Source organism: Pseudoalteromonas sp. 0802, from assembly GCF_013350085.1.
In the GTDB taxonomy this organism is placed as follows: Bacteria; Pseudomonadota; Gammaproteobacteria; order Enterobacterales; family Alteromonadaceae; genus Pseudoalteromonas.
In genome coordinates, this window is sequence record NZ_JABVXE010000001.1 from 276893 (window position 1) to 289988 (window position 13096).

Here is a 13096-nt window from a genome sequence, read left to right on the forward strand (position 1 = left end):
TTTAACCTAGTAATTTGTTTTCTAACTCATAACTATTGCGCGAAATGAAATATTAGTTAGCCTTTAATGATTCATTGAAGGAGTGAAACTATGTTTAAGCGTAAAATAATAACAACAACGGGTGCTTTGTTTAGCTCATCGCTGTTATTGATCTCGGCAGCTCATGCCACAACACCTCAATATAAAGATCAACAAGCTTTGCATGATATTGCAAATGCTGTTTCTAAAACACGTATAGAGCAAGATATTCAAACGCTGGTTGATTTTGGCACTCGCCATACTCTCTCTGAGACGAAATCAAATAAACGTGGTATTGGTGCTGCAAGACGTTGGATCAAGTCTGAGTTTGAGGCGATTTCTAAAGCCTGCGGTAACTGCCTAGAAATCATCGAAGTAAAAGACACTATTTCTGGTGAAAAGCGTATTCCAAACCCTGTTGAAGTGGTCAATATCGTGGCTATTCAGCGCGGTCAAGTTGATGCGAACCGTATGGTTATGATGTCGGGTGATATTGACTCGAGAGTGTCTGATGTAATGGACTATACCTCAGATGCGCCAGGGGCTAACGATAATGCATCTGGTGTGGCTGGCGTGCTGGAATCGGCGCGTGTTTTATCAAAGTATAAATTTAATGGCTCAATTGTTTATGCAGCTTTATCTGGTGAAGAGCAAGGCTTGTTTGGCGGTAAAATTTTAGCTAAATATGCACAAGAGCATAATTGGCGTGTTCATGGTGTTTTAAACAACGACATGATTGGTAATTCAACCGGCATTAATGGAGTAACAGATAACACAACTGCACGTATCTTCTCTGAAGGCACTCGCGTTATAGAAACCAAAGAGCAAGCCCATAAACGCCGTTTTACCGGTGGTGAAGTTGACTCTGCAAGTCGTAACCTAGCGCGTTACATTGATACAATCGCAGATCGCTACATTGAAAATCTAGATACCATGTTGGTATATCGACTCGATCGTTTTGGTCGAGGAGGGCATCACCGTCCATTTAACGATGTTGGCTTTGCCGCTGTGCGTATAATGGAAACCAATGAAAATTATAATCAACAGCATCAAGACTTGCGTACTGAAAATGGTATTACCTACGGTGACACCATTGACCATGTTGATTTTGCCTATGCGGCGAAATTAACGTCACTTAATGCAGTGACAATGGCTTCAATGGCATGGGCTCCAGCGCCACCAACGGGCGTTAGTATTTCAGGTGCAGTAAAGCCAAGTACAACATTAGCGTGGCATAAAAGCGATGATCCAACGGTGGTCAGTTATAAAATCTATTGGCGTTACACGAGTGAGCCACAATGGCAATTTAGCCGCGATGTTGGCAACGTCACCGAAGCAACACTGAAAAATGTTGTTATCGATAACTACTATTTTGGTGTTGCTGCTGTAAACAAAGACGGTATTGAATCACCGGTTGTTTTTCCTGGTGATGTTGGCGCGTTTGAATGGCCAGACAAATCAACTAAATAGGAATCGTTAAGTCATAGCGGACACCACCCAGTTCGCTATGAGCTGCAGTAATATGCCAGTTATGGGCTTCGACAATTTGTTTTACTATCGCAAGCCCAATTCCAGAACCTGATTGTTTTACTGTTTTTAAGTCAGGCACTCTATAAAGATGGTCAAAAATCTTTGCTAAACTCTCGTCACTGACGCCAGGGGCTGAATCTTCATAGCAGATTAAGAGCTGAGTTTGGTTTTGGCTAATCGTCAAATTTATCTTACCAGGGTGATTTGTGTACTTAAGCGAATTACTGATTAAGTTTGCAAATAACTGTGAAAGCCGTGTTGCATCGCACTCAAAGTTTAATTCATCAGCAACATTTTGTGAGAATCTCACTTCAAATTTATCAAGCTGGATTGCCATATCTGCGTGTAAGCTTTGGAAATACTCAGCTGCATTAAGTGTTGTTACGTTGAGCTGAAAGCTGCTTTGCTCTAAAAGTGAAATTTTATTTAAATCAGTGACTAAAGTTGCCATATCGGTGATTTTTTGATTGAGTTTTTCGTATGTAAGCTCATTAAATTGAGTTAAGCCTGCTTGGAGCGTTTCAAGGTGTAAGCGCAAGCCGGTTAATGGACCACTTAACTCGTGAGCAACTTGTGATAATAACTTACTACGTTGACTGATTTGTTTATCTAGATAATTTCGGCGCTGTTCAATAAGCTGTTTTCTCTGTCTTATTCTTAATAAAGCAATGCCCATTACAGCTAAAAGCAGGCTAAATAATAAAATACTGTATAAGATAGTTTGGCGCTGTGAGGCAATTGCTTGGCTTTTTTCATTGTCTTGGAGCTTTAAATCTTGAATGGCCAAATCGCGGTCGCGCATCGCAATGGAGTTTTGCAGCTCCGCTAAACGTTGATTGTAGTTGTTGCGGGCAAAGCCTTTTTCAAGCTCTGTAATAGTCCGTTGATACGACAATGCCTGTTTGTAATCAGCTTGTTGTACTGCCACAGTGATCAAATGTTCTAGGGCTGTGACTTGCTTTTGCAGCTTATTTTTTTGGTTGCTTAACTTGTAGGCTTGCTCAGCAAAATGTTTAGCTTGTTCGTACTCAGTAGAGCCAATGTATAGCTTTGCTAATGTGAGTAATACATCAATATATAAGTGATCGTCTTGCTTGAGTTCAGTGAACACTTGTTTTTCAATGGTTAATGCTTGAGTTGCTTTATCGACTTCGAGCAAATTTATCGCAATATTATGGTTTGCCCAGGCAGTATTTCGTGCGCTGTTATAACTTGCGAACACATGTTGAGCCTCTTGTGCGTATTCAAGTGCTGCATCGTAGTTTTTTAGCCCATATTCGCATTGGGATAGTTTAACTAAACTATGTCCGATATCAGAAAGTGAACCTGTTTGCCTATCAAAACTAAGGGCTATAATAAACTCGTTCTTTGCTTTTTCGTATTGTTCTAAATCTAAATAACTTTGGGCAATTGAATAACTTATACCAGCTTGTAACGAGATAGACGGCGACATCTGTTGAATAACTTCACGGCGTTTTAGCTTATATTCGAGTGCAAGCGTTAAGCGGTCTAACTGTTCAAGATTACGCGAATAACCATGATAGAGCATTTCTTTTTGCTTTAAGGTTAATTCGCGATTGTTGTCGTGAATATAAACTTCAAGCAAGTTTAAGGCTGCTTGATACTCGCCAGCATTATGATAAGCACTGACAAGACTCGCCACGGCATCAATTTCATAATGGGTAAGTTGTAAGCGCTGAAATAGGGCGACATTTTGTTGCGATAAATAAATTGCAGTTTCTAAGTCACTTTTTCTATATGCCAACCGCGCTTTCGCTAGATACAACTCGCTGTAAATGGGGGAGTCTTTTTTGTATTTTGGGCCCGCTTCAAGTTCATCAATGATAGTTTGCGCTTGTTGAAATTGGCCGAGGTGTATGTGAACGTGAATTAATCTAACGTTAAAACTGACTTGTTCTGCAAGGCTGGCAGACTCAATAAGCTTTTTATCGATGGCTTTTAAATAGTCATATCGTTTTTGGTAGTCACTGATTGTTCTGGCTTCATCAATGTTTTGTTGCAGTGTTGATGCAACAGCACTGTTCATTGATAAGGCAAAGTACAGAATTACAGAGGCTTTAAGTTTCATAGTGGGGTTTATTATTATTTTTATTCCTAACTAGTCTAGCATGTCATTCTTTTAAGTGGGAATGATTTGCTTTTATAGCTAAAAAGAATTGCATTATGCAACTATGCCTCTTGCATCTTGCAAATACTCAGTCTGATTTTTCATAACACCTTGTTATAGCGTGAGTTATATTTTGGAATGGTTACTGCTTTGAGTAATAACACATCCACAGGAGAGTGTAATTATGAAAAGTAACATACCCGCTTACCTAATAACCGCACTTGCAACAGGCTTTGTAAGTGCTGCACCATTTGAACAGTGCCCGAGTAAAGCATTTTTGATTCAAGGTTCGCCTGCGCAAATGTTTGGCGTTGACCTAGTTTCTGCCAAAACCACCGTGCTTGCAGCGTCAATGGATTTTACAACAGAAGCGAATAACGACAGCGTTAATGCGGTTGGCTTTAATTATCAAGACCAGTACATGTATGGCTTTAGCAAACAAGCCCCGAGAAGTGTTGTACGTATTGGTGATGATTATGTTTTACAGCGTTTAATTGTAAATGGTCTACCAGATACCAATTTTTATGTTGGTGATATTCATGTGAATAGTGAAACTAATCGGGCGGTTTACTATTTATACCACCCTAAATTTGGTCTATATGGCATTGATTTAACTGAAGAGGCCGACGAGTATCAGGCGCAATTAGTTGCAGGCTCAGCGAACTGGAATTTAGCTATTTATGATTTTGCTTTTCATCCACACAGCAATCTTTTGTATGCGGTTGAGTCAAACGGCGACCTTTATGAAATCAATTTAGATAACCAGACACCCACTTTTGTCGCTAACCTCGACATAGCAGGTGATACCGGTGCTAATGGTGCAGGCTATTTTGATGTACAAGGTCAGTTTTATTTTAGTAATAACCGCAGCGGTAAAATCCATAAGGTAGATTTGAGCACCAGCCCTGTAATGGGTTATACGCCTACTGCTTCAGTGTTCACCTTAGGGCCAACATCGAATCAAAATGATGGTGCACGCTGTGCTATTGCGGAAGTAAAAGTAACTGATAACTCAATCGATTTTGGCGATGCCCCTATGCCATATAAAACAGCACTTTCTCACAGTGGTGCCCGCCATTTGTTTGACCCAAATGAAGACCAATCAAATTTAGTGTATCTGGGGGCCGTTGTTGATGGTGAAAATATTAACACCCCGGCTGACTTACAGGCTTCACCGGTCGATAGCTCAGATGATGGAGTTAAGTTTGTCACTGATTTTGTTGCAGGCTCTACCAGCCAGATAATAGTGACCGCACCAAATGATAATGGCTATTTATATGCTTGGTTCGATTGGGATCAAAATTTCCAATTTGATCCAGACGAAATCACAGTGAGCAAATATCGCTTAAATCAAGGTGATAACAGCGTGCTGGTTGATGTGCCAAGTGATGCTGTGATGGGAGCAACATGGGCACGCTTTCGTGTAACCGATGGCAGCGAGGCTAACCCAATTACCGCAAGTGGTGGGGTAACAGGCGGCGAAGTCGAGGATTACCCGGTAACCACTTATGGCAGTTTGGTATACCCAAGTGAGAATGGTTGGGTAACCCTTGCCTATGAAGATCAATGGCCTTTCGCTGGTGACTATGACTTTAACGATTTAGTTGTAAATTTCCGTACTACATTGATTGATAAAGAAGGTCAGGCCATTGGTTACAAAATAGAAGGGGAGTTGGTTGGAATTGGTGCTGATTTTCATAATGGCTTTGCAGTTCGTTTGTATCAAACGATAGCCGATGATGTTGATAAACGAATATTAAGAAGTCAGATAGATACAAGTTCAATTAATTTAACGATAAATGGCGAAACACAATCACATTCTATATTAGAACAAGGGGTTGAAGATGCTATTTTCATTATCATGCCAGACACTTGGGAGTATGCAGATAAGCAGTCAAGTTGTAGTTATTTTAGAACTGAAACAGGCTGTGATACCAACAGCAAAGTTTCGTTTAGTTTAACCGTTTCACTTCAAAGTGGAGTGACCACAATTGAAGCGCCAAAATATACTTTAGACCCATTTATTTTCGCGGCTCAAGATTACTATCATGGTGAGTTTTTAGTTGGACAAAACCCACGTGGTTGGGAAGTTCATATTAAGAATCAACAACCAACCGAAAAATTCAATTCACAGTTATTTTCAATCACTGAATCTGATGATGCCAGTAATAGTGCTCAAAGTTATTATTTCCAAACTGAAACGGGTCTACCTTGGGCAATGGAGATTGGCAGTTCATGGGCGCATCCAAAAGAGAGTGTTGATATAACACGTGCGTATAGTGACTTTAGAGCATTTGCTGAATCAGAGGGACGGGAAAAGCCGCTTTGGTTTAATAATGCAAAACTTGCAAATGTTATTCTACGAGGAGAATAGTCATGAAACATTATACTTTATTAATCATTAGCTTAATGTTATCTGCGTGTGGTGGCGGTGGTGAAGGTAGCTCTTCAACTGAAGCGGTAAGTACAACTGTTACGCAGACACCCACAACAAGCACGCAGCCACCAGAAACAACACCTCCTGACACGAGTGAAGAAACAGAGACAATGGCTGACCTAACGATTGCTCCTCAATTTGATTTAAGTAGCAAGATAGAACTAAACATAGATGTTGATTTGAACATGGGTGATAGCAGAGCGTATTTAAATATCTGCTTGAAAGGCGATGATGATAAGGCTGATTACAATCAATGCTTATTGCGGGCACCTCTAAAACAAAGCAAATTAACGTCGACTGTGATGCTGGCAAATAGTGCCTTAGAGCTTGTGGCAGAAGTTTGGTTTTATGATTCTCAAAATGAACCACTGCGTTTTGAGTGGCAATATGATGGGGAGCAATCAGCGGTGTTCACTATTCGTTAAACATGAGTGATCGATATTATGTCTTAGTCAGTTTAATTCTAATAGACTGAATATTTTCAACAGCTTGAAAGAGGATTTTGTAATGCAATATATCGAAGAGGTACTGCAATCAGTTAAAGAGTCTAATCCAAATGAGCCTGAGTTTTATCAAGCTGTTGAAGAAGTGCTTTCATCAATAAATCAGGTAGTAGAAGGGAATAATGAATATCAACAGCAGGCAATTCTAGAGCGGTTAGTTGAGCCTGAAAGGCAAGCAATATTCAGGGTTCCTTGGCTTGATGATAACGGCAAAGTGCAAGTTAACCGTGGTTTTAGAATCGAATTTAGCTCAACTCTAGGCCCATATAAGGGAGGCTTGAGATTCCATCCTAGTGTCAATCAAAGTGTGGTGAAATTTTTAGGCTTTGAGCAAGTTTTGAAGAATGCACTTACAGGTTTGCCATTAGGAGGCGCTAAAGGCGGTGCTGACTTTAATCCTAAAGGAAAAAGTGACAATGAAATTATGCGTTTTTGTCAGTCATATATGACTGAACTCTATCGTCACATAGGTGCTAACACAGATGTTCCTGCTGGTGATATTGGCGTTGGGGCGAGAGAAATTGGTTATTTATTCGGTCAATATAAACGGATATCTAATCAATTTGAAGGGGTGTTAACTGGCAAGCCTGAGATTATGGGGGGGTCATCACTGAGAACCGAAGCTACTGGCTATGGTGTTGCATATTTTTTAAGTGCCATGTTAGATGCTAAAGGCGATTCTTTAAGAGGTAAGCGATGCCTAGTTTCTGGTGCTGGTAATGTAGCATTGTATTTGATGGAAAAGCTTGACCAATACGATGCTGTTATTCTTAGCTGTAGTGATTCAAAAGGGACCTTGTATTGTAAAGATGGGCTTGATGTGGCTCTTGTAAAACACTTAAAAAATGAACAAGGTGCTGAGCTTAGGGATTATTTGAACGAGCTCAAAGATTCTGAGTTTACGCCTGTAAATCAATACCCTAGCGACGGACATCATGTATGGCGATATGAGGCGGATATTGCACTTCCTTGTGCAACTCAAAATGAAATTACCGAAAAAGATGCTGAAGCTTTGGTTGAAAATGGCTGCTCTGTTGTATGCGAGGGTGCAAACATGCCGACCACAGCTGATGCGTTAAAAGTGTTTAAAGACAATGATGTATTTTTAGGTCCAAGTAAGGCTGCAAATGCTGGTGGAGTTGCTACCAGTCAATTTGAAATGGCTCAAAATGCCAGTATGCAAAAGTGGCGAGCTGAGCAAGTTGATGAGAAACTTCAACAAGTTATGAAGTCTATTTTCGATACAATTTCAGCTACCGCCAAACAGTACTCGAATGAACATGACTTGGTCCTTGGTGCGAATATAGCAGGGTTCGAACGAGTTGCAGATGCAATGTTAAAACAAGGAGTTGTGTAACGTTTCTTAATTAAAGTTAAAGAGACATCCATTTTTTAAAAAAGACACCCACTTTTAGTATGTAAAAAGTAGATAGTCACAGCTTTTGGTTGAGTTCATTTATGTACAAATTATGTTTAGTTCTTTGTTGTTATTTAAATTTAAAAATTAGTTATTTAATTCTAGATGAAATTAAATTCAGTACGTAGAAATTTCTATTTTTTAAAATAGATGAATAAAAGTAGTAAATGAAAAGTTTAAGTGTTTAGCAAAACAAAGCTTGGCTATTAGTTATTGAGCTTCTTCTCTTTCGTTTCATGCGATTTGAATAAGCATTGATTGCCAGCTCTTTACCCGCTGTATTTTTAAACGAGCGGGTAAAAGAAGTGGTGAGTGTAAGCCAGTTTTCTGTACAAATGTTTAATCTTTCAAGTATTGGTAATGCATTTTCTGGGATTTTACCTGGCTTATCTTCTCGTATTGAACGGCCTGTCCAATCTACAAGTTGCAGATATGTCTTGAGCTCAAATGGTAGTCCCTTAGGCATATGTTTACGAGGTTTACCTGCAAAGCGCATAAGCGATTTCGGTTGCTTATTATTTTGAGCTGCATTAAATCTAGATTTAATACTGGTGTAGTCAGATTGCTCAGGTAAATCGGCAACTTTTGCTCTAACAGGATTTAAATCTACATAAGCGAGGCAAGCGACAAGTGCAGCTTCATCAAGTAAAGCTTGTGATTTAAAGCGACCCTCCCAAAACCGTCCTTTGCACTCATCTTCTTGATTCGCTTTTCGTGCAATACCCTCATTAAGAACTCGCATAAACCAACTAATGCTGCTTAGCCTTTCTCGATATAAATTTACTCTGGTATTAACCGCAGCGAGCTCAGCTTGTGTTAGCAATTCGCCATTTAAGAATCGTTGGCATAGGAATGTACTTTTGAATAACTTGTGCCACCTAATTAGAATCGCTCTACTATTCAGGCGCTTTGCTTTTGCTATATCAATGTGAAGAACCAGATGAGTGTGATTACTCATTACAGCGTAGGCACAAATATCAATACAAAATATTCGTCCAAGTTGAAGTAGTTTCTTTTCAACCCAATCGCGCCGGTGTTCATATGAGCGGCCCGTCAGTGGATCTTGCCCGCACAAATAAGCGCGACGAACGCAGCGTGAAATGCAGTGATAGTAAGGTGTGTTTGAAACGCTAATTAAGTTTCTACGTGGGGTTGCCATGCTCTTCTCCTCCATGAGTTGAACAATTTAAGTTTAGTCATAATTTTGTGAAGTGAGAAATATTAAGTTGGATGTCTTCTTAAATTTATTCTTTAGATATGAAGCTCGGTTAACTCCTTAAATAAATATGGGCGTCTTAATTTAATATGGGTGTCTTAATAAATTAAAAAGCTCAGGCGGGCTGAGCTTTTTAATTTAGGTTGTATTTTGCAAGTAAATGATTACGAAAAGGCTTTTTCGCTTAGGAGTTCTTGCATTTGTTCGCGCATTTTAAATTTTTGAAGTTTGCCTGTTACTGTCATTGGGTATTCTTCAACAAAGCGGATGTGCTTTGGTACTTTGAAATAGGCTAGTTTATCTTTTAAGAAATCACGAATGGCATTTTCATCAAGTACTGCATCATCTTTAGGTTGGATCCAGGCACATACTTCTTCACCGTATTTTTCATCGCTAATGCCAAATATGGCTGCATCTTGAATACCAGGGTAGGTGTAGAGAACTTCTTCTATTTCTCTTGGGTAAATGTTTTCACCACCACGGATGATCATGTCTTTTATTCGGCCAACAATAGCAACAAAACCATCTTCGTCCATCACACCTAAGTCACCAGAATGTAACCAACCGTCTTGATCAATTGTTGCTTTCGTTTTTTCTTCATCATTCCAATAGCAGCGCATAATTCCAGCGCCACGGCTACATACTTCACCCGGTATGCCGACTTTTTGAACATCACCCAGCTCGTCGATAATTTTCACTTCAGTATGGGCTAATGCACGGCCCACTGTGGTAACTTGTTTTTCGAGAGGCGAGTCTGTTTCGGTCACATTATTGATAGGGCTACACTCAGTTTGGCCATAACCAATTACAACTTCTTTCATATGCATTAATGAGTGAACTTTACGCATAACTTGCTCAGGGCAGGTTGAGCCGGCCATTACGCCTGTTCGAAGGCTAGATAAGTCATAGTTTGCAAAATCTTTAAGCTCTAACTCGGAGATAAACATAGTTGGAACACCATGCAGGCTGGTACAGCGTTCTTTTTCAACAACTTCTAGGGTTGTTTTAGGGTCGAAAGAATCACCCGGAAAAACTGCGGTAGCACCTTTACTTATACATACTAAATTGCCAAGCACCATACCAAAGCAGTGATATAGCGGTACAGGAATACAGAGTTTATCCTCATGTGTCAGCTTCATCGCTTGGGCCATCAAAAATCCGTTATTGAGGATGTTTTTATGCGATAAGGTCGCTCCTTTTGGATTACCCGTAGTACCAGAAGTAAATTGAATATTGATATCTTGGTCACAATGTAAAGTGGCAGCTATTGCATCAAGCTCTAGCTTATGGGCATCTGTTGCGCGCTGCATGATATCGCTGAAGCTAAACATGCCAGTAGCAGGCTCATCACCAATACGAATTATATTTTTTAGATGTGGCAGGGCGTTTAAATTTAATTCACCTGCTTGTGAATCTTTAAGTTCCGGTGCGAGCTCATTGAGCATGCTTATATAATTACTGGCTTTAAATTCACTTGCTGTGATAAGTGTTGAACACTCAACACTATTGAGTGCGTATTTTAATTCGCTTGGTCGGTATGCAGGGTTGATGCACACCATAATTGCACCAATCTTGGCTGTAGCAAATTGGGTTAAGCACCATTCAATATTGTTAGGAGACCAAATACCAACCCGGTCGCCAGGTTTTACGCCAAGTGATAATAATCCCATTGCCAACTGGTTAATCTGCTGCTGGTATTGTCTATAGGTTAATCGGATCTGTTGATGATGAACCACAATTGCGGGATGATCAGGGTAATTGTCGACAATATTGTCAAGGTACTGTCCAATTGTTTGTTCTATCAATGGAATGTCTGTACGGCCTTGATAATAGCTTTGAGTAAGTGGAAGCGCATTACAGTGTGTGTTCTTTGTCTGCATTGTATTCTCCGTGTCCGGTTAATTTGTTGTCATGGACTTGATGCAAAAGAATTGAAACAATCATTTAGGATGATTTCAAAACATGCGTACCTGATTAACTAAACATAGATTGTCGACAAAGAAAAGCTTTATAAGACTAATGTACAGAGTGTAATTTTAATAAAGCAGAATAAAGAATGGGTTTTGAGGTATAAAAAAACGTGCCGTAGCACGTTTTTTTAAGAATAAGCAGCAATTAAGCTTTTGGCTCATCTTGCTTATAAGTTTTACGCATGATGTACACGTAAGCACTAATGAATGCGTTTTCTTGGAATTTTTTTAGGCCTGTGTCTTCAAAATCAATAGGCACTGGGTTGCGCTTAAGCTGCTCTTTGATTTCAGTTGCAGATAAAACTTGCACATCTAAGTGCTCGATTAACTGAATAGCCGTTTCCATTTTGAAACCTTTCGCACTACCAGCGAATTTACCTTTAGCTTGGCGCTCTTTGATTGCTACAGAGTCAATTTGGTAATCTTCCATTAATTTTTTGAAATCAAATTGGAATTTACGCATTACTTCTGTGTCATTACCGTTACCTAAGGTAAAACGTGTTTGTCTGACATCACGGATATCAAATACGTCATTGTCTTTGGTTAAAATACACAGTAGTACGTCGCTACCTGTAATTTCTACACCACATGTTCTCATGGTCATTCTCTAAATAACTTAATTTGCGCAATTATAGCAAGTAACGTTATGAAAAACAGTTGCTTTAAAAATGAATTTTTATAGCGATAACACTATGGTCACTTACACTAATGTCTTCGGTCAGTTGTGTAGGGGAAATATGCTTGTCATAACTTTCATAGTCGAGTGCTTTCACCTTTGAAACTTGGCAATCGGGATTAAAATGTGCAGAGGCAAGAATATAATCTAGTACATTACCTTTACCTTGGTAATAATGGCTAAAGGGTTTGTTTTTCTCATCATAAAACGAGCGGCTAAACTCGTAGCTGTCGGTTAGGCCAACAACGGGTTCGTTATGTTCTATGCAGGGCTCACAGCGTGTAGGATGAAACCCTTGTGTCATAAACGATAAAGTAGGGCTAGTAAGTACATCGTTAAAGTCACCCATAACGAGCGTTGCACATTGCTTTTCGCGTTGGGTTTTTAGCGCATCATAATAAACAATAGATGCTTCCAATGAACGCGATATTTGAGACTGCATGGTACCCACAGTCTGGTGTAACAACTGAAGCAGCGGATCTTCAAGGTTATGAATATTAAGAATATGCGCCATTGATTGCACACGCTGTGACTTAAAATGAACAACATAAAAGCAGACTTCACCAAAATCAGGTAAATCAATCATACATTTAATCGGTGTGCGGTTAAATTTGAACTCATTTTGATTGTTTAAGTACTCAAGTAATTCAGGGCATGGCGATAGTGCATCGGCCGATTTAAACGGGTATTTACTGGCAATGGCTACCACAGGATTGAATAACACTTGCGGATAAAGGCTATCATGGGACGGGCTATCGACCGTTTTAAAATAATCATATCCCGCTTCTTTGCATTGCACTTCTAGAGCATGCTGACTAAACACTTCTTGAAACGCCACCACATCAGGGTTTGCCTCATTTAAGAAATTAGCTACAAACAATTGTTTTTGCTGCCATTGCGTATTGTTATAGCGTTCATGTAATTGGTAAAACGAGTAGGGTGGCGCGGTGTAATTTAATAAATTAAACGTTGCGAATTTGAACGTACGCGTGTTTGGCATTTTCATCACCCTAAAAGTACTGACTCACTAAGTATGAAATGACTTAACTAATTGTCAATTTAGTCTTCTAACTACTTGTATTTGAGCACGTGAGCAGCGACAATAGCTGCTTGTATTTGCGAAGACTCAGTAAATACAAGCTTAAATAGCAATGCTTATTCGTAAAAGCGTTGCAGAGTTACATAAAATTTTTTTAAAAAT

The 13096-nt window shown here is 39.5% G+C and carries 9 protein-coding genes; 4 read left to right on the plus strand and 5 right to left on the minus strand.

Annotated features, from left to right (window positions below; all coding sequences use genetic code 11):
• The first annotated feature begins 90 nt into the window (after positions 1-90).
• Complete coding sequence (locus HUS61_RS01345) at positions 91-1488, plus strand: M28 family metallopeptidase (RefSeq protein ID WP_175081884.1); 1398 nt, start codon at positions 91-93, stop codon at positions 1486-1488.
• Here HUS61_RS01345 and HUS61_RS01350 read toward each other — a convergent pair.
• The gene (locus HUS61_RS01350) at positions 1481-3637 is read right to left on the minus strand and encodes an ATP-binding protein (protein WP_175081885.1); all 2157 of its coding nucleotides are present in this window, start codon (positions 3635-3637) and stop codon (positions 1481-1483) included. The genes HUS61_RS01345 and HUS61_RS01350 overlap by 8 nt on opposite strands.
• 223 nt (positions 3638-3860) lie before the next feature.
• Here HUS61_RS01350 and HUS61_RS01355 point away from each other — a divergent pair, with 223 nt between their 5' ends.
• The 3 genes from HUS61_RS01355 (at position 3861) to gdhA (ending at position 7973) form a co-directional block, all read left to right on the plus strand.
• Positions 3861-6050, plus strand: coding sequence for an LruC domain-containing protein (locus HUS61_RS01355; RefSeq protein ID WP_175081886.1), 2190 nt, complete (start codon positions 3861-3863; stop codon positions 6048-6050).
• 2 nt (positions 6051-6052) lie between these two features.
• A complete protein-coding gene (locus tag HUS61_RS01360; RefSeq protein ID WP_175081887.1) occupies positions 6053-6538 on the plus strand; it encodes a hypothetical protein in 486 nt (161 codons plus the stop codon).
• Between the two features lie 82 nt (positions 6539-6620).
• Positions 6621-7973, plus strand: coding sequence for an NADP-specific glutamate dehydrogenase (gdhA, locus tag HUS61_RS01365; protein ID WP_175081888.1), 1353 nt, complete (start codon positions 6621-6623; stop codon positions 7971-7973).
• Between the two features lie 244 nt (positions 7974-8217).
• Here the strand turns inward: gdhA and HUS61_RS01370 are convergent, their stop codons facing one another.
• The 4 genes from HUS61_RS01370 to HUS61_RS01385 form a co-directional block, all read right to left on the minus strand.
• A complete protein-coding gene (locus tag HUS61_RS01370) occupies positions 8218-9192 on the minus strand; it encodes a transposase (protein ID WP_175081889.1) in 975 nt (324 codons plus the stop codon).
• A 221-nt stretch (positions 9193-9413) separates the two neighbouring features.
• The gene (locus HUS61_RS01375; RefSeq protein ID WP_175081890.1) at positions 9414-11129 is read right to left on the minus strand and encodes an AMP-binding protein; all 1716 of its coding nucleotides are present in this window, start codon (positions 11127-11129) and stop codon (positions 9414-9416) included.
• A gap of 235 nt (positions 11130-11364) precedes the next feature.
• Entirely contained in the window at positions 11365-11817 is a 453-nt protein-coding gene (locus HUS61_RS01380; RefSeq protein WP_175078269.1) for a DUF3010 family protein, read from the minus strand.
• Positions 11818-11881: 64 nt separating this feature from the next.
• Entirely contained in the window at positions 11882-12895 is a 1014-nt protein-coding gene (locus tag HUS61_RS01385) for an endonuclease/exonuclease/phosphatase family protein (RefSeq protein WP_175081891.1), read from the minus strand.
• Between the last annotated feature and the right edge of the window lie 201 nt (positions 12896-13096).

Bases quoted from the DNA above. Each gene is read 5' to 3' on its own strand.
- HUS61_RS01345 (WP_175081884.1), top strand. From the start codon at position 91: ATGTTTAAGCGTAAAATAATAACAACAACGGGTGCTTTGTTTAGCTCA.
- HUS61_RS01350 (WP_175081885.1), bottom strand. From the start codon at position 3,637: ATGAAACTTAAAGCCTCTGTAATTCTGTACTTTGCCTTATCAATGAAC.
- HUS61_RS01355 (WP_175081886.1), top strand. From the start codon at position 3,861: ATGAAAAGTAACATACCCGCTTACCTAATAACCGCACTTGCAACAGGC.
- HUS61_RS01360 (WP_175081887.1), top strand. From the start codon at position 6,053: ATGAAACATTATACTTTATTAATCATTAGCTTAATGTTATCTGCGTGT.
- gdhA (WP_175081888.1), top strand. From the start codon at position 6,621: ATGCAATATATCGAAGAGGTACTGCAATCAGTTAAAGAGTCTAATCCA.
- HUS61_RS01370 (WP_175081889.1), bottom strand. From the start codon at position 9,192: ATGGCAACCCCACGTAGAAACTTAATTAGCGTTTCAAACACACCTTAC.
- HUS61_RS01375 (WP_175081890.1), bottom strand. From the start codon at position 11,129: ATGCAGACAAAGAACACACACTGTAATGCGCTTCCACTTACTCAAAGC.
- HUS61_RS01380 (WP_175078269.1), bottom strand. From the start codon at position 11,817: ATGAGAACATGTGGTGTAGAAATTACAGGTAGCGACGTACTACTGTGT.
- HUS61_RS01385 (WP_175081891.1), bottom strand. From the start codon at position 12,895: ATGCCAAACACGCGTACGTTCAAATTCGCAACGTTTAATTTATTAAAT.